13 protein-coding genes and 1 rRNA gene are annotated in these 17,331 nt (G+C 45.1%); 13 read left to right on the top strand and 1 reads right to left on the bottom strand.

The annotated features are described in order from the left end of the window. The first annotated feature begins 13 nt into the window (after positions 1–13). From BLW49_RS10720 to BLW49_RS10695, 6 genes are all read left to right on the top strand, one after another. On the top strand, positions 14–910 hold the full coding sequence (locus BLW49_RS10720) for a decaprenyl-phosphate phosphoribosyltransferase (RefSeq protein ID WP_256209715.1): 897 nt from the start codon (positions 14–16) through the stop codon (positions 908–910). Between the two features lie 88 nt (positions 911–998). Beyond that, positions 999–2,015, top strand: a complete 1,017-nt coding sequence (rfbB, locus tag BLW49_RS10715) for a dTDP-glucose 4,6-dehydratase (protein ID WP_076314571.1) — start codon at positions 999–1,001, stop codon at positions 2,013–2,015. 3 nt (positions 2,016–2,018) lie between these two features. Next, entirely contained in the window at positions 2,019–2,900 is an 882-nt protein-coding gene (gene rfbD / locus BLW49_RS10710) for a dTDP-4-dehydrorhamnose reductase (protein ID WP_090724582.1), read from the top strand. Between the two features lie 150 nt (positions 2,901–3,050). Further along, a complete protein-coding gene (locus tag BLW49_RS10705; RefSeq protein WP_090724580.1) occupies positions 3,051–4,049 on the top strand; it encodes a glycosyltransferase family 2 protein in 999 nt (332 codons plus the stop codon). Positions 4,050–4,129: 80 nt separating this feature from the next. Next, positions 4,130–5,062 (top strand): glycosyltransferase family 2 protein, encoded by a 933-nt coding sequence (locus BLW49_RS10700; RefSeq protein WP_076314574.1) that lies wholly within the window; start codon positions 4,130–4,132, stop codon positions 5,060–5,062. Further along, the gene (locus BLW49_RS10695) at positions 5,059–6,459 is read left to right on the top strand and encodes an undecaprenyl-phosphate glucose phosphotransferase (RefSeq protein WP_090724579.1); all 1,401 of its coding nucleotides are present in this window, start codon (positions 5,059–5,061) and stop codon (positions 6,457–6,459) included. The genes BLW49_RS10700 and BLW49_RS10695 overlap by 4 nt, the downstream gene beginning before the upstream one ends. A gap of 124 nt (positions 6,460–6,583) precedes the next feature. Here the strand turns inward: BLW49_RS10695 and BLW49_RS10690 are convergent, their stop codons facing one another. Continuing rightward, positions 6,584–6,964, bottom strand: coding sequence for a TIGR02328 family protein (locus tag BLW49_RS10690; RefSeq protein ID WP_090724577.1), 381 nt, complete (start codon positions 6,962–6,964; stop codon positions 6,584–6,586). Positions 6,965–7,160: 196 nt separating this feature from the next. Between BLW49_RS10690 and BLW49_RS10685 the strand changes: the two genes are divergently transcribed. The 7 genes from BLW49_RS10685 to BLW49_RS10655 form a co-directional block, all read left to right on the top strand. Next, the gene (locus BLW49_RS10685) at positions 7,161–7,757 is read left to right on the top strand and encodes a biliverdin-producing heme oxygenase (RefSeq protein WP_090724576.1); all 597 of its coding nucleotides are present in this window, start codon (positions 7,161–7,163) and stop codon (positions 7,755–7,757) included. An 18-nt stretch (positions 7,758–7,775) separates the two neighbouring features. Continuing rightward, the gene (locus tag BLW49_RS10680) at positions 7,776–10,334 is read left to right on the top strand and encodes a diguanylate cyclase domain-containing protein (RefSeq protein ID WP_090724574.1); all 2,559 of its coding nucleotides are present in this window, start codon (positions 7,776–7,778) and stop codon (positions 10,332–10,334) included. 254 nt (positions 10,335–10,588) lie between these two features. Beyond that, the gene (locus tag BLW49_RS10675; RefSeq protein WP_090724573.1) at positions 10,589–11,065 is read left to right on the top strand and encodes a hypothetical protein; all 477 of its coding nucleotides are present in this window, start codon (positions 10,589–10,591) and stop codon (positions 11,063–11,065) included. Between the two features lie 290 nt (positions 11,066–11,355). Continuing rightward, positions 11,356–12,066, top strand: a complete 711-nt coding sequence (locus BLW49_RS10670) for a heptaprenylglyceryl phosphate synthase (RefSeq protein ID WP_090724571.1) — start codon at positions 11,356–11,358, stop codon at positions 12,064–12,066. A gap of 40 nt (positions 12,067–12,106) precedes the next feature. Next, entirely contained in the window at positions 12,107–14,428 is a 2,322-nt protein-coding gene (gene pcrA, locus BLW49_RS10665; protein ID WP_090724570.1) for a DNA helicase PcrA, read from the top strand. A gap of 245 nt (positions 14,429–14,673) precedes the next feature. Further along, on the top strand, positions 14,674–16,689 hold the full coding sequence (gene ligA, locus BLW49_RS10660) for an NAD-dependent DNA ligase LigA (protein WP_090724568.1): 2,016 nt from the start codon (positions 14,674–14,676) through the stop codon (positions 16,687–16,689). A gap of 449 nt (positions 16,690–17,138) precedes the next feature. Further along, positions 17,139–17,331 (top strand): 16S ribosomal RNA (locus BLW49_RS10655); the annotation flags it as partial.

The raw sequence follows: 17,331 nt of genomic DNA, 5'->3' as shown, positions 1-17,331 counted from the left end.
GGAGTGTATCATCTTGGAACATCAAATGGTAGTACAGAAGAAAAGAAAGTTATTTCATGTATTAATTGATATGCTTACAGAAATGCGTATTAAGCAATGGACAAAAAATCTTCTTGTATTTGCATCGGCTATATTTTCAGGGGCTTTTCTTGACCCTGGGATCTTACTAAAAGCATTTTTAGCCTTTCTCTCATTCTCCTTTATGGCTAGCACAATCTATATTATTAATGACATTGTTGATGTAGATAAAGATCGGCTTCATCCAGAAAAAAGATACAGACCCATTGCATCTGGTGCAATAAATATTCCTGTATCTATTATTTTATTATTATTCACTTTTTTAATTGCAGTTGGAATAGCGATCTCTATTAATAGTCATGTCTTAATTGCTGTGCTTGTTTATTTTGTTATGAACCTTTCTTATAGTCTTTATTTAAAGCACATTGTGATTATAGATGTAATGATAATTGCGGCAGGATTTGTTCTCAGAGCTGTAACGGGGGCTATTGCTGTTGATGGATTATTAACTTCATGGTTTATTCTATGTACTTTAGGTCTTTCCTTGTTTTTAGCATTAGGCAAGAGAAGGCACGAATTGCTCTTGCTTAAGAACAAACAGATCAGTCAACGGAAAGTTTTGAAATTTTATAGTGTTGAGTTACTTGATCAACTTATGACGGTGATTACCGGTGTCCTGATTATGTTCTATTCAATGTACTGTTATTCTGAAGGAACAGCAATGATGTTTACAATTCCTTTTGTTTTATACGGGATATTTAGGTATTACTACCTGATACACATGGAAAATGCCGGTGGAAAACCGGAAGAGGTACTGTTAAATGACAAGCACATCTTAGTTACTGTTATCTTATTTTCTATTTTAGTTGTTATAATTAAAAATTTTACGTAATATACATATTTATTGATTCAGAACAGAGCTGTAGATATTTTGTTAGTTGCAAATATATTCAGGTACTAGAGGGTGGTGAAAATTCTATATGAAACTACTTGTAACGGGCGGCGCTGGGTTCATAGGCAGTAATTTTGTACTATACATGTTAGAAAAATATCCAGATTACGAGATCATTAACGTTGATGCACTCACATACGCTGGTAATCTGGAAAATTTAAAGTCAGTCGAAAACAATCCTAAGCATACCTTTGTAAAAGCAGACATTACGGATGCAAAAACTATGGATGCCTTGATTCAGCAGGATGTAGATGTCGTTGTCAATTTTGCGGCAGAATCTCATGTGGATCGCAGCATTATGGAACCGGACGTTTTTGTTAAGACAAATGTGCTTGGAACGCAGGTGCTGCTCGATGCGGCGAAGAAGTATAACGTATCCAAATTTGTTCAGGTATCGACGGATGAGGTATATGGATCTCTTGGAGCTACAGGGCTATTTACGGAAGAAACGCCTTTGGCGCCAAACAGTCCTTATTCTGCGAGCAAAGCGGGCGGTGACCTGCTTGTCAGAGCCTATCATGAAACGTTTGGTCTCCCTGTAAACATTACACGCTGTTCAAACAATTATGGACCTTATCAATTTCCTGAGAAGCTCATTCCGCTTATGATTTCTCAAGCTCTCTCGGACAAATCCCTGCCCATATACGGAGACGGGTTAAACATTAGGGATTGGCTGTATGTCGAGGACCATTGCAGTGCCATCGATTTGGTCATCCATCAAGGTAAACTTGGCGAGGTGTACAATATCGGAGGTAACAACGAACGGACGAATATACAGATCGTTGAGACCATTCTAGAGGAGCTTGGGAAGCCCAAATCCTTGATTACCTATGTGAAGGACCGTCCTGGGCATGATCGCCGCTACGGCATTGACCCGGCCAAAACGATGACGGAGCTTGGGTGGAAACCGAAGCATTCCTTTGAGACGGGAATCAAGGAAACGATCCGGTGGTATTTGGACAATGAGGAGTGGTGGACCCGCATTCAATCCGGAGCCTACCAACAATACTATTCCCAACAATATGGAGGGCGACTGGGGGACTAATCGATGAAAGTTCTGGTTACCGGAGCAGCAGGTCAGCTCGGGAAGGACGTTGTTTTGCTGCTGCAAAGTAAAGGCTGCGAGATCCTTGCTTGTGATCGTCAAACACTTGATATTACAAACTCAGAACAGTGTAAAGCCGTAGTGACTGGATTCAGTCCACAAGCGATTATTCACTGTGCAGCCTACACCGCAGTGGATGCCGCGGAAACAGACGTAGAAGGTGCCTACTTAGTGAATGCCACAGGAAGCCGAAACTTGGCCGTAGCTGCTGAGAAGATTGGAGCTAAAATCGTCTATATTAGTACAGATTATGTATTTAATGGCCAATCCTCTGAACCTTATCATGAGTATGACAATACGGACCCTCAAAGTATCTACGGTAAGTCGAAAAGAGCTGGCGAGGTTCTGACTCAAAGCTTATCTTCACGTTATTTTATTGTACGTACTTCTTGGGTTTATGGCCTTCACGGCAGTAACTTTGTGAAGACGATGCTAAAATTGGGACAGGAAAAGCCCCTGCTGAATGTGGTGAACGACCAGAAGGGATCTCCTACCTACACAGTAGATTTGGCCGCATTTCTGTATGAATTGATCCAGACAGAAAAGTATGGAATCTATCACGCCTCTAACAGCGGCTCTTGCACGTGGTATGAATTTACACAAGCGATACTGGAAGATGCAGCTCAGGTGCTTGATATGAAGGTAACTGCATCCTTGGAGCCGTGCACGACAGATATGTTTCCTCGGCCTGCGCCCCGTCCTCAAAATTCGGTGATGGAGCATCTCGCTATTCGAACAAATGGTTTAACGGATCTTCGTCCATGGCGGGAAGGATTAAACGACTTCTTGGCCGAAATGAAAGCAGTAAGTGTTAGAACAGAATAGATGATGAGAAGGTCTCGTTTTATCTTTTCCAGCGGGGGAAAGGTGAGATGGGGCCTTTTTGATTTATAGTGGATGTCAGATTAACTTGTATGGTTTATTATGGAATCACGACAATCAATATACTAAATGAGATAAGGACAACTGTACACAATGAAGGAAACCTTAGCAAAACCAAAGCAGATACTAAATAATGAACAACGGTATAGCACGGTTAGTGTGCATGTCGTTACATATAACAGTGCCGGCGATATTAAGGAATGTATTGATCATGTTCTCCTACAGAGCTATCCCGTTCGATCTATTGTCATCGTGGATAACAACTCTTCGGACCAGACCACAGATCGGATCAGACAGCATCCTGCCTATCGAGAAGGTAAGGTTAACATTCAACTCATTGAGAATGAATCCAATACGGGATTTGCTCCTGCCCATAATCAGGCGATACAAGCCACGGCGACAGACTATGTGCTGGTGTTGAATCCGGATGTTTCCCTTGAACCTAATTATATTCGATATTTAGTCGAATTCATGGATCACCATAGCGAAGTTGGAAGTGCCACAGGAATGCTTAGGCTCAAAGAAGATCCATCTTTAATCGATAGTACGGGTCTAACGATGAACAGGACCTATAGAGCGTTTGATCGGGGTGCAGGCGAATCAGCGGATAAATGGAAGTCTTCTGGTGAGGTGTTTGGCGTCTCTGGCGCTGCAGCAATGTATTCTCGAAAAATGATTAACGACATCAGTATTAACGGGCAGTTTTTCGATGGTGATTTTTTTGCCTATAAAGAGGATGTGGATGTAGCCTGGCGAGCTCAGGTATTTGGCTGGAAATCCTTCTATATTGCTGAAGCGGTGGCTCTGCATAAACGGGGATGGAAAAAAGATAATCGGAAATCCATACCTTTATTTATTCGCCAAGTCTCTTATATCAATCGTTACAAGATGATCTATAAAAATGAGAGTGTAGGTATGTTGTTAAAGAATTTGATTTTTTTTCTACCTTACGAACTGGCAAGTCATTTTTATTTTCTATGGAAGGAAAGGGATGTTTTAAGCGCTTGGAAGTCATTTTATAAATGCCGTACGGAATTAAAAGCAAAAAGAGGATACATTCAGAGGGCTCGTAAAACCCCTCCTAAAAGTTAAATCCAGGACATTTCAGGAAAAATATATCTCCATGTGCTATAATTGTCGATATATTAGTACAATTTGTCAGGAGATTTCTCATGGATCTTAGCATTATCATCGTGAATTACAATACGAGGCAGCTGACGCTGGATTGCATTGCATCTGTATATGAATCCAGAACGGAGTATGCCTATGAAATCATTTTAATAGATAACCATTCTAGCGACGGTACCGTTGAAGCAGTTGCTGAACAGTTTCCAGAGGTTCGCCTAATAGCCAACCAAGAGAATACAGGATTTGCGAAAGCGAACAATCAGGGGCTCGCGATAGCTAGTGGCCGATATTCACTTCTGCTCAATTCGGATACCGTCGTACAGCAGGACACTTTGCAAACGATGCTATCCTTCATGGATGCCCCGGAGAATAAGAAGGTAGGAGCAGCGGGCTGCAAGATTATTTTGCCGGATGGATCGCTGGATAAGGCCTGCAAGAGAGGCTTCCCGACGCCTTCTGCGTCATTCTATTATGCATTTGGCATTTCGAAGCTGTTTCCCGATAACCCGAAGTATAATCAATACCAGCTGGGACATCTGGATCCGGATCAAGCTTATCCTATCGATTGCCTAGTAGGGGCATTTATGCTGGTAAGGCGAGAAGCTATAGAGCAGGTGGGAGGTCTGGACGAGACCTTCTTTATGTACGGCGAAGATATAGACTGGTGCTACCGGATCAAACAAGCGGACTGGGACATTCACTACTACCCATATACATATATTATTCACTACAAAGGCGCCAGTTCTCGAAGAAAGCCAGCCAAGATCATCTACGAATTTCATAGAGCCATGTGGATATTTCATCAGAAGCATTACCAAGCGAAATATAGTGTAGTGACAAATGCAGCCGTGTATAGCGGAATTGGAGTCAAACTCGCAGCATCTTTCTTTAAAAATGGATTGGCCCGGTTTGTTAGCAGGGGAGAGTCAGAGCCTCAATTAACCGGAAAGTCTTCTCGCAATGAGGTGAACTTATGATCCGCAGAAATCAGCAGTTGTTAACACAGCTGTATGTCGGTGTGGATTTCTTCATTATACAGCTTTCTTTTTTACTCGCCTGGTGGCTGAAGTTTGAGAGTGGATTGCTGCCATACGATGTGTCCGTACCTCTCGAAACTTATACGCTGTGGAGCCTTGTATATGGAGCAGTTGCCATTATCATTGGTTTTCTAGTATCTTTATACACGCCTAAGCGTAAGAAGCGGTATGCCGAGGATTTTTGGAAAATTATCGAGATTCATTTAATCAGCTTATTCATTTTGTTAAGCTTGATGTTTTTCTTCAAAGAAGTGGATATTTCCCGTGCCTATCTGGGAATGTACATGATCGGGAACATTACCTTTACCCTGCTGTACCGCTATGTATTAAAACAGATTCTTAAGTCCTTACGTCAAAAAGGGTACAATCGTCAGTTTATGCTCATTCTAGGAGCGGGCTCTCTTGGCCGAACATTCTACAATAATTTGCGACAGTATCCTGACTTAGGTTATGAGGTCATTGGCTTTCTGGACGATTATCGGAAGTGGGATACGGACGAGCAGAAGCATTTCAAGCCGATTCTAGGCTCGATGGATGATCTGTCAGCCATTCTTACTAAACATTTGATCGATGAAGTTGTACTCGCTCTCCCGCTGGATGCACACAGCAAATATCCGGAGATTATTAACACATGTGAAAAAGCAGGTGTCCGCACCTTAATCATCCCGGACTTTTTTGATTATTTGCCAGCGCGCCCGATGTTTGATTACTTTGCCGGCATGCCGCTTATCAACGTAAGAGACATTCCGCTCGATCTGACGATGAACCGATTGGTCAAGCGGGTGTTCGATATCGTCTTTTCCATACTGGCCATTATCATTACCCTCCCATTGATGCTGCTTGTTGCGCTGGGGGTGAAGCTGACTTCACCTGGACCGATTATTTTTAAACAAGAGCGTGTGGGCCTGAACCGCAGAACCTTCCATATGTACAAGTTTCGCTCGATGAAGCTGCTTCCAGAGGGAATGGTGGACACCGGCTGGACTACTCGCAATGACCCGAGACGCACGAGATTCGGCTCCTTCATAAGAGCTACGAGTCTAGATGAGCTTCCACAGTTCTTCAACGTACTGCTCGGACATATGAGTGTGGTTGGTCCGCGTCCGGAGCGTCCGTACTTTGTGAATCAGTTCAAGGAGGAAATTCCAAAATACATGATTAAGCATCATGTGCGTCCAGGGATTACTGGGCTTGCCCAGAGCCAGGGACTACGTGGAGACACTTCTATTCAGGACCGGATCGAGCAGGATATTTTCTATATTGAGAATTGGTCCCTGCTGTTTGACATCAAAATTATTTTTAAGACCATCCTTAATGGATTTAAGAACGCATACTGAAAGCTATGAAAAAAGATGGCAGACTCTTGCTCCAAGAGAACGCCATCTTTTTCTTTACCGTCCTTATTACTTGCCTCTATCTAATCAAAATATCTCCCTCTACCTATTACCTTAAACTGTCCGCCTACTTCACACCCATTTCAAGAATAATGCCCTTTTCTGCAAGATTATCGAGACACTCCTTCAGGTAGACATCGTCATGCTCATCATACCGCGCATGGGACATCACATCGTATGCTTCCGCCCAATCCCAAGAATCGGTCTGCTTTCCGCGATAAGCAGGATTCTCCCAAAGGCTGTCTACGTTGTATCCTCGGTTTTTCATTTCTTCCATAATTAAAATGTGGTAACGAACCAGCTTCAGCGGATGATAGTCAAACACATAATTCACGGTCGCGTGTTTCTTGCCCCATCCGCCGCCCCGCAGGGCGCAGCATTCCCGGTGCTGTCCCAGCAGCTGGGGTCTCGGGAGCACACGGATTAGATCTTCATGCCACAAACGCATTTATATTTCTCACCCAATCATCGTTTATTTCTATTTGTATAAGCATAGGCGAGAGGATTTAAGCAGGTCAATGGCAAACATCTTCCTATGGGGTTATTTGAAAATCTATCGTTTTTTCGACAAACATTGTTTATACTGAAAGAATTGGATTTTGATCTATATTTTTAATTTTATAGGAATAGGGAGGTTCGTGGATATGACAACCATTATGGAACAGCTCAGAAAAGAAACGGCGGAGGATCATGATCAGATTGAGCAAAATGATTACGCCACAGCCATTATGAACCATACCCTTACTACAGCCGAATACCAGGCGTATCTAGAGAAATTTTACGGCTTTATTCTGCCGATTGAACAGCAAATTGCAAAGATAGATGGTGTCCAGGAGCTCGGCATCGATATGAAGCACCGTGCCAAATCACCACTGCTGGAGCAGGATCTGGCATTCATCTCTTCGAATAGAGAGCAGATTCCCATCTGCCATGACATTCCCGAGATCGCTTCAACCGAACAGCTGCTGGGTTATCTATATGTCATTGAAGGCTCCACGCTGGGAGGACAGATCATCACCCGTAAGCTGAAGGACCATCTTGCCCTGGAGCCAGGAGCGGGCCTCTCTTATTTTAATGCTTATGGACAAGATACACGTACGCAGTGGAAAGAATTAAGTGAGACGATGAACACGGCTGTTGAAGCCGGTGCGGATCGCGAGATAATCGTTGGTACGGCAAAAGAGACCTTCCGATTGCTCAATCAATGGCTTATCAGCCGTACTGCTGGTAGCCAATTATAAAGGGAGGATCTTACGACAATGTCAGGAACCGGGGATTACCAGGATGACCAGTTATTGAATCGAACACTGTACAATTCACAAGAGGAACTCGATCCGGGTGAGCCTATAGACCTGACCAATTGTGAGAAGGAGCCGATACACATTCCGGGAATGATTCAGCCGCATGGGGTTTTGATCTCCGTGTTGAGTGAATCTCCCCATACGATTGTGCAATGCAGTGCCAATACCTTTGAATTTTTCGGACGAAATGCGGAGGAGCTGATCGGAACACCGGTTGCAGATCTCATTGGCGGGGAGTCACTGCAAGAGCTGATTGATCGTAATTTAAGCGCGAGTGATACGTCAGATCTGCAATATATGAGTTTAAAGATTAACGCTGGTGATACAGATGATCGTTTCTTTGGCATCGCTCATTCCAGCGAAGGTCTGATTATATTAGAGCTTGAGCCGGCTCAAGAAGAGCCGTCTACGACGAATGATTATAACTGGATTCATAACTTCTTCAGTCGAGTTAAGCGTACCAGTACGAGATATGAGGCCAGCCAGGTGGTTGCTGAACAAGTGAAGGAGATGCTTGGGTACGACCGGGTCATGGTCTATGAATTTGATGAGCAGTGGAATGGTAAGGTTATAGCGGAAGCGAGGGAAGTGGGGCTGGAACCTTTTTTGGGTCATCACTATCCAGCCTCCGATATTCCGAGACAAGCCCGTGAGCTCTACCTCCGCAACTGGCTTAGAACGATTGTTGACGTAGATTATGCACCTGTGCCGATTGTGCCGACTGTGCAGCCATTGACAGGTAAACCGCTGAACCTCAGCCTGTCTGTGCTCAGAAGTGTATCTCCCATGCACATTGAATATCTGCAGAACATGGGAGTCCAGGCCACGGTAACGATATCTCTGATTCATGATGGCGAGCTGTGGGGACTGATTACGTGCCATCACTATTCTCCTAAATATGTGCCCCACCGTATAAGGAACCTGTGTAATTTTTTGGGTGCTTTCTTCAGCAGTGAATTGGTTCAGCGTCAGCAGCTGGATGATTATCAGGAAGAGATTAGGCTGAGACAGACCGCTTCGCGAATTGTGCAGATCTTTATTGGCAATACAAGCTCAAACCGTGTGATTGCGGATTTGGATAAGGAGCAGGAGTCTTTGCTTCATCTGATGAAAGCATCAGGAGTGGTCGTATCGTATCAGAATGATCTCATGTTTTATGGGAAGACGCCTTCTGCTGAACAGGTTCGAGATCTGGCAGACTGGCTTTCGAGTCAAGCGAAGGACTATACCTATCATTCTTCGAAGCTGAGTGCAGAGTATCCTCCAGCTGAGAAATACAAAAAAGTAGGCTCTGGAGTGCTCTATCTGTCTATGGACCAAATGCATCGGGATTATATCATTTGGTTCAGAGCCGAGGTGCTTCAGACCGTGGATTGGGCAGGCGATCCAGCGAAAGCGGTCATAAAAGCAGACGACGGATACCGCTTGTCCCCCCGCAAATCTTTTGAAAAATGGCGAGAGGTAGTAGAATCAACTTCGTATCCTTGGCTGAGCAAGGAGCTGAATATTCTCCCTGAGCTAAAAAGTATTGTTCGGAGCCAGACAGAGAATCAGCTCAGACAGATGGAAGTAGAAGCGATTCAAAATGCCCGCATTCTTCGAGATAATGAACACCGGTATTTGCAGCTGATGGAGCTGTCTCCGGTCGGATTTTTTACGGTAACCCAAGGCAAGATCATATACTGTAATTCTAAAGCAGCTCAGCAGCTTGGCTACGAGTCAACAGAAGAGCTGAACGGCAAAGCGTTTCATCATTATATCGCTGATTCATCAAAGGATGGTTTTCATCAGAAGATGGAAGAGCTTGATACGGGAAATACTGAGCTGATTACAGGCAAATCTTATTTCAAACAGGCTGATGGTGATTCACTCCTTCTGGAGTATACGCTGGCTTCTGTTATGCATGGGGGCGAGCCGTCCTTTATGATTCTAATCCATCAGGGTGTATCCAGTAGTGACAAAAAGGAATATGCGGAAATGACAGATCAGCTCAAAAGCTATCTTGTTACCGATTCGCTCACAGGACTTTCGATCTGCTCTGTTTTTGATAGAGAGCTGTGTCAGGAATGGGAGAGTTGTATAGAAGAGAAATACTCCATGGGGCTGCTCATGATTGATGTAGATGATTTTCGCACGTACAATCTTACCCATGGGCTTAAGAACGGAGATCTCTGTCTGCAATGGGTTGCTGACGTCCTGAGAGTACTTGGAGAAAGGGAAGAATATCATGCTTCCATTTGTAGAAAAAGCGGCGGCAAATTCAGGCTGCGGCTCAAGGATGTGACCAAAGAAGTGATGCTGACCCTGGCAGAAGAGATCAGACAAGGAGTCGAGGCACTTCAAATCCCTGTACAACATAGTCTACATGAATACAATCATGAATGGTTGACCGTAAGCGTTGGCGCAGCGGTCATATTGCCCGATGCAACGACTCATCCTGATGTTTTGTTCGAGCAAGCAGAAGCTTCCCTGCGTTCAGCCAAAAACCAAGGTAAGAACAATGTTACGATGCTATAACGGAACTTATTTCATAAATGATTCATTCAATTCTATTTCATCATGAATGAGTCACTGCATATATTCACGATGAATTTAAGGTTCTCTATAAACTTTTGGAAGTATTTTGCAGATAATTAGCTTAGGGGCTGTCCTTAAGCACACCATTCAGACTCGCTTGGAAGGCTGCTTAGATCGCGCCTCTTAGCGGGTCTTTTTTTGATCAGCTCGGAAGAATTATATAAATTACATAAGCGTAAGTGAGGTTTTAGGATATGGCAAAAGCAACCCGAAGACCCAAAGAGTTTACACAGGCCCAGCTGTATGAGCTCAGACATAATCCGAATGTGTCCAGTATAGAGGGCAGGAATATTACATACACACCCGTTTTCAAAATTGCTGCGATACGGGCAGATCAGGACGGCATACGGCCAAGGGAGATTTTTATACGCGGCGGCTTCTGCTTGGAAGCGATAGGTACCGATACTCCGAAGAGATGCCTGCAGCGATGGAGGGCGATCTTTGATAAGTATGGAGAGAAGGGGCTTATGAATGAGGGCAGACAGCGGCATAACCGTAAGCACTGGACCTTGGAGGAGAAGCTGCAGGATAAGCTTCATGTTGCGGAGGAGCAGATTCGTCTACTGAAGGATGAGAATGCTCAATTAAAACGGGAGCTGAGAGAATTGCAGAAGCTCTACGCGGAGAAGCCCAAACAATTATATGTCCGCAATCGGGTAAGTGAGTATTGAGGCAGGATTGTGTCATAAGTGAATGATTTAATGAGTGAATGGTTTAGAGCACAAATGTTTAATCCGGTTAAATTAAATCAATGACAGCGTAATTAAGGCAGCTCCCTATCCGTGGCTTCCTAGTTCCTGTGTAAACCTGCTCTTTCGCGAGAAAGGCGCAGGTTTTTTGGTATTCCATCCTCCGTTTCCAGCTAAAAATCTTGTTCGCCTCGCATACGAACATTGACTTACCTTATCCCCTATCATAGACTTGTTTTAGTAGTGATTTGCTCGCGTGGAGGAATGGAATTTTGAAGGAAATGATCAAGGAATGGAAGCATATTTTCAAACTCGATCCTGACCGGGAACTGACGGATGAGGCGCTTGATGCGGTATGCATGTCTGGATCCGATGCGATTATGATCGGCGGCTCTTCCGGCGTCACGTACGATAACACGGTGGACCTGCTGTCCAGGGTACGGAGATACGAGCTTCCATGTGTGCAAGAAATTTCTGACCTTGAGGCGGTTGTCCCGGGATTTGATCTGTACATGGTCCCCATGGTGCTGAATGCACAGGATACGCGCTGGATCACCGGACAGCATCAGGCCGCCATTGAGCAGTTTGGGTATATGATTCCTTGGGAGCTTATTGTGTGTGAAGGATATATTGTATTGAACCCGGATTCAACGGTAGCGCGGCTGACTTCTCCGAATACAGACCTTGAGGCCGAAGGGGTTGCTGCTTACGTACAGGTAGCGGACAGACTGATGAATCTACCTGTTGTGTATATTGAATACAGTGGAACCTTCGGTGAGATGGAAAAGGTAGAGGCTGCTCGCCATGCAGCATTCCAGTCTCAGCTATTTTATGGCGGCGGAATTGTTGATTATGATACAGCAGCTCAGGCGGCAAAAGCAGCACACACTATTGTTGTCGGTAATGCCGTTTATTATGATCTGCCATCAGCGCTTGCTACGGTTAAGGCTGTCAAACCGGGTGAGAACAAACAAACCGGGTGATGCACTTTTTTTACTTCAATAACGAAAGGGGCTTGCATGTATGCAATCCATTAATATACAGGACGCTGTTGCACGTCTGAACCCTCCGCAGCGGGAGGCTGTTGTTACAACAGAAGGGCCGCTTCTTATTATGGCCGGCGCAGGCAGTGGTAAGACGAGAGTGTTGACCCATCGTATCGCTTACTTGATTGCCACTAAGAAAACAGCACCATGGGGCATTCTCGCCATTACATTTACGAATAAGGCAGCACGGGAGATGCAGGAACGGGTATCCAAGCTCGTCGGCTCTGAAGGACGGGATATATGGGTATCCACGTTTCACTCCATGTGTGTGCGGATTTTGCGCCGTGATATAGAACGAATCGGATTCACTTCGAACTTTAGTATTCTAGACTCGGCAGATCAGCTGTCGGTTATTCGTAATTGCATGAAGGATTTGAACATCGATACGAAGAAATTTGAACCCAAAGCGATTCAGTCTGCCATGAGCACCGCGAAGAATGAATTGGTCACTCCGGCACAGTATGAAGCGAAGATTGGCGATTATTTTGAAGGTATTGTGGCGAAAGTATACACGATGTACCAAAAACGGCTGAAGGCGAACAACTCGCTTGATTTCGATGACCTCATCATGACGACCATTCAGCTCTTCAAGGAAGTGCCGGAAGTGCTTGATTTTTATCAAAAGAAATTCCAATACATCCATGTGGACGAGTATCAGGATACAAACCGTGCACAATATATGTTAACTCGGATGCTGGCGGACAAGCATCACCGTATATGCGTTGTAGGTGATAGTGACCAGTCGATCTATCGTTGGCGCGGTGCGGATATCAGCAATATTTTGAACTTTGAAGAGGATTATCCGGAAGCTCGTACGATTCTGCTGGAGCAGAATTATCGTTCCACCTCCAACATTCTGGACGCAGCTAATGCTGTCATCGCCCTTAATTCGGGACGCAAGCCGAAGAAGCTGTGGACGGATAAGACGGGCGGAGACAAGATTAAGGTCTACCGTGCAGATTCCGAGCATGACGAAGGATACTTTGTTACGTCAGAGATCAGTAAGAACGTCAATAAGGGCAAGAGCTACCAGGATCATGCAATATTGTATCGGACCAACGCACAGTCCCGGGTAATCGAGGAAATATTGATTAAGTCCGATATTCCTTACCAAATCGTCGGCGGGATTAAGTTCTATGACCGTAAAGAGATCAAGGACGTCCTTGCTTATTTGCGCCTTCTATCGAACCCTGATGACGATATCAGTCTGACACGAATTATTAATGTGCCTAAACGCGGCATTGGTGATACGACCGTTGGCAAGCTCGCTGTCGCAGCAGGGGAGAGAGGCGTGTCCATTTTCAAGGTGCTTGAGGTGGTTGATGATCTGGGGTTTGCTGGACGTACACGCAATGCGCTGGTTGAATTTTATGATATGATTGCGGCCCTGCATCGGATGGTTGAGTATCTATCGGTAACGGAGCTGACGGAAAAAATACTGGAGATGAGCCAGTATCGTCTGGAGTTTCAGAATGAGAATACGCTGGAGTCCAAGGCCAGACTTGAAAATATAGATGAGTTCCTGTCTGTGACGATGGAATTCGAGAAGAACAACGAAGATAAGTCGCTCGTTTCGTTCCTAACGGATCTCGCTCTGATCGCTGACATTGACAGCATGAATGATGATGAGGAAGAGCAGGACGATGCAGTCGTTCTGATGACGATGCACAGTGCCAAGGGGCTTGAGTTTCCGGTTGTCTTCATTATCGGGATGGAGGAAGGTGTGTTCCCGCACAGCCGGACCTTTATGGATGAGGAGGAGCTTGAAGAGGAGCGTCGCCTTGCCTATGTAGGGATTACGCGTGCGGAACAGCAGCTCTTCTTGTCCTGTGCTCAAATGCGGACGTTGTTCGGACGGACGACAGCGAACCCGCCTTCTCGCTTCCTGGATGAGATTCCGGAAGATCTCAAGGAGGATACGAAAATAGCCCAGGACCGCTATCGCCGCGGAGGAGGCACCAATGCTGGCGGTTCCTATGGAGGACGCGGATTCTCTGGAGGAGGAAGCAACTTTGGAGGCTCTCGAACCAGTACCGGCTTCGGTGGTTCCACAGCATCTGCAGCTGCATCTAAAGTATCTGTTACGACAGGAAGACCAGCTGCAGCCGCAAGTGCAGCAGGCAGTGGCTCGAAGGATTTCGCCGCAGGCGATAAAGTTCAGCATGGCAAATGGGGAACAGGCACGATTGTCTCCATTAAAGGTGCAGGCAATGATATGGAGCTGCAGATTGCTTTTCCTGCGCCGGTTGGTGTGAAACGTCTGCTTGCCGGTTTTGCGCCGATTACCAAAGTGGAATAATAATGATTATGATTACAAGGCTGTGTATGCATAGCTTTTTGCTGATTAACCGATCAAGCTTTCGGATTTAAACTGAACATCATAGGTGAGTACACCATTTAATGAGGTACCCGTGAGAAGGTAATATCTGTAGGGCAGAATGCGCTTATCTAGCATCTAGCTGCATATTCTGGCAATGCATGAATTTGGCCTCTCACGGGCCTTACATATTATTTTAATTTATTTTCACGGAGGGATAGCCCTACATGGATCCAATGCATCGATTGGAACAGCTCGTAAAGGAGCTGAATGAGTACAACTATCACTATTACACGCTGGATAAGCCCAAGATTAGTGATAAAGAATATGATGTTTTGTACGATGAGCTGGTATCGCTGGAGACGCAAAGCGGGATTGTACTGCCCGATTCTCCGACTCAGCGTGTGGGAGGCGAGCTGCTCAAAGGCTTCAAGCCTCATCGCCATTTATCTCCTCTATGGAGCTTGGACAAGGCACAGAACATTGAACAGCTTCGCAGCTGGAACGGCAGAGTACAGCGTCTTGTTCAGGATTATAACAGCAAGAATCCTGATACACCGCTTCCGGAACCGGGTTATGCGATTGAATTGAAGTTTGATGGTCTCACTTTGAATTTGACCTACACGGATGGGCAGCTTGTTCAAGCCTCGACCCGGGGGAATGGAGTTACAGGTGAAGGTATTTTGGCGCAAGTAAAAACGATCAAGTCTGTGCCGCTGACCATTCCATACACCGACGGTACGATTGAGGTTCAAGGTGAAGGGATTATGAATCTCTCCGTGCTGAACAAATACAACGAGACGGCAGCCGATCCTCTCAAAAATGCGCGTAATGCCGCAGCAGGCGCCCTTCGCAACCTGAATCCCAAAGTGACAGCAGAGCGCAGACTCAGTGCTTTCTTCTATAATGTGGGCTATTCGGACGCAGTTCAATTTGAGAGTCATGAAGAAATGATGCAGTTTTTACGCGACAATCATTTCAAGGTAAATCCATATATCAGCTACTTCCAAGAGTTTGACGATGTGATGGAGCGTCTCGCGGAAATCCAGGAGAACCGTGATAAGCTGGACTATCTTATTGATGGAGCGGTGATTAAGCTTACAGATATGCGTACCCGGCAGGTACTGGGCTATACAGATAAATTCCCCCGGTGGGCTGTTGCCTATAAGTTTGAGGCGGAGGAAACAACGACGGTGCTGAACTCGGTCAGCTGGAATGTGGGACGTACAGGAAAAGTCACGCCGCTGGCTCGTGTTGAACCGGTTGAACTAGCAGGAGTTACGGTATCCAACTGTACACTGAACAACGTTGGCGATATTGAGCGTAAGAACTTGAAGTTCGCACTCGGAACGCGTGTCTTTATTCGCCGATCGAACGATGTCATCCCTGAAATATTGGGTAAGGTGACAGAAGAGGCAGATGGTGAAGAGATTGTGTATCCTACAGAATGTCCTTCTTGCGGGTTCCCACTGGAGGAGCGGGGTGCACATTTATTTTGCAACAATAAAATGAACTGCAAGCCGCAAATCGTAGCCCGCATCTCTCATTTTGCTTCCCGCGATGCCATGGACATTGAAACGTTCAGTGACAAGACGGCAATTCAGCTTCATGATGAAAAAGGCTTAAAAGAAGCGGCAGAGCTCTACACCCTGACTTATGAAGATCTTATTGGGTTATCCCGATTCGGTGACAAGAAGGCGAAAAATCTGCTGGCAGCCATCGAAGAGAGCAAAGGCAGAGATCTAGCATCCTTCTTATATGCTTTGGGTATCCCGAACACCGGAAAATCAACCACCAAAATGCTCGCTGACCATTACCGAGATCTTCACCGCATTATGAATGCGACAGTAGAGGAGCTGGTGGAGCTTCCTGATGTGGGACTTATTGTTGCTGAGAGTATCGTATCCTTCTTCCAGGATCCATTTATACAAGCGAGTATCGAGAAGATGCTGTCTCTTGGAGTCGAGGCCAAAGCACCTGAAGAAGCACAGGCCGTTGTGACCGATTCATTCTTCAGCGGGAAGACCGTTGTGCTTACAGGAACCTTGCATCAGCTAACGAGAGAAGAGGCTACCGAACGACTTGAGGCGCTGGGCGCAAAAGTAACGGGAAGTGTATCGAAAAAAACAGATCTCGTTATAGCGGGAGAAAAAGCCGGAAGTAAGCTGGCTAAAGCACAGCAGCTAGGCATAGACACCATTGAAGACGAAGATGAGTTCGTTAAGCTTCTGCAGCTTAAGTAGAATTCTATCGTTAACCAGCATGTATTGTTATAGATGTAGAAGCGCAGTCTGTCGTATTGATCTTTGTCGACAGCTGCGTTTCTTTTTTTCTCAGTTCCGTAAAAAGAAATTTAATTTATAAAAAGGGTTGTCAAAATAATTTTAACGTGTTATATTATTTCTTGTCGCTTCAAGCGGTGTAAAAACATTGTCGAAAGATATTGAAAAACGTCGAAAAAAGATGTTGACAACAACGACAGTAAAATGATATGATAAATATCCAGTCGCGAGAAATTAGCGACTAAGATAAAAGAATCAAGTTCTTTGAAAACTGAACAAATGGATGATGAAATTTAAGAGAACATTACGTTCTCGTCAGTTTTTTTAAATGAGCTTAATCGCTCTTTCAATATTTTGAAGGTTGGATATTTTCTCGAAGCGATTCGAAGGGTGTTCAGCTCGATAAATCCTTATTGGAGAGTTTGATCCTGGCTCAGGACGAACGCTGGCGGCGTGCCTAATACATGCAAGTCGAGCGAACTTGATGGAGTGCTTGCACTCCTGATGGTTAGCGGCGGACGGGTGAGTAACACGTAGGTAACCTGCCCATAAGACTGGGATAACTACCGGAAACGGTAGCTAATACCGGATAGGTTCTTCTCT

Source organism: Paenibacillus sp. PDC88, from assembly GCF_900106725.1.
Taxonomy (GTDB): domain Bacteria; phylum Bacillota; class Bacilli; order Paenibacillales; family Paenibacillaceae; genus Paenibacillus; species Paenibacillus shunpengii.
The sequence above is the reverse complement of the archived record's forward strand: the minus strand, read 5'-3'. Positions and strand labels throughout refer to the sequence as shown.